General features: G+C 68.6%; 1 protein-coding gene. It reads right to left on the reverse strand.

Features of this window, described 5'->3' with window-relative positions; genetic code table 11:
* Positions 1-1,025, reverse strand: a 1,025-nt coding sequence (locus FKN01_RS32205) for a polyketide synthase dehydratase domain-containing protein (protein ID WP_260697101.1), incomplete at its 3' end; no start/stop codon positions are given.
* Positions 1,026-1,037 lie beyond the last annotated feature (12 nt).

The raw sequence follows: 1,037 nt of genomic DNA on the forward strand, positions 1-1,037 counted from the left end.
GCCAACGGGCGCCACACCACCTCATGCAACCCACCACCCACACCCGACCCCACCAACTGCTCCACCGACACCGGACGGAACATGAGTCCGCCGACCGTGGCCACCGGAGCGCCGTCCTGGTCCGCCAGGCTCATCGTGAGGCTGCTGACGCCCTGGGGCGACAAGCGCACCCGCAGCGATCGGGCGCCGGCGGCGTGCAGGGACACGTTCGTCCAGGTGAAGGGAAGCTCGGTGGGCTCGTCACCCGTGACGCCCTCCCCGACCCCGAGTGCGTGCATGGTCGCGTCGAGCAGCGCCGGGTGAAGACCGAATCGGTCGGCGTCCCCGTGTGCCTGCTCGGGCAGTTCGACCTCGGCGAAGACATCGTCCCCGCGCCGCCACACGGCCTTGAGTCCGCGGAAGACGGGGCCGTAGGCGTAACCCTGCTTGTGGAGCAGTTCGTACGCGTCGCTCGTCCGTACAGCCGTCGCGCCCGGCGGGGGCCAGGCGGTGAGGTCGAAGGCCGGCGCGGGTTCAGCCACGCCCACCACACCCTCCGCGTGCAACACCCACTCCCCACCCGCACCCGCACTCTCCCGACGCGAGAACACCCGCACCGAACGAGACCCCACCTCATCCAAACCACCCACCACCACCTGCAACGCCACACCATCACGCTCCGGAACAACCAACGGCGCCCGCAACGTCAACTCCTCAACCACCCCACAACCCACCTCATCCCCAGCACGCACCACCAACTCCACAAACGCCGCCCCCGGCAACAACACCGACCCCAACACCACGTGATCCCCCAACCACCCCATCCCCGCCAACGACAACCGCCCCGTCAACACCACACCACCAGAATCCGGCAACGCCACCACAGCACCCAACACCGGATGATCCACCACCACCTGCCCCAAACCACCCGCATCCCCACCACCCACACACTCCAACCAGAACCGCTCACGCTGAAACGCATACGTCGGCAGGTCGACGCGGCGGGCACCCGTCCCCTCGAAGAGCCGGGCCCAGTCCACCGCCACACCACTCACATG

It is taken from the genome of Streptomyces sp. 130 (genome assembly GCF_007096885.1).
Taxonomy (GTDB): Bacteria; Actinomycetota; Actinomycetes; order Streptomycetales; family Streptomycetaceae; genus Streptomyces.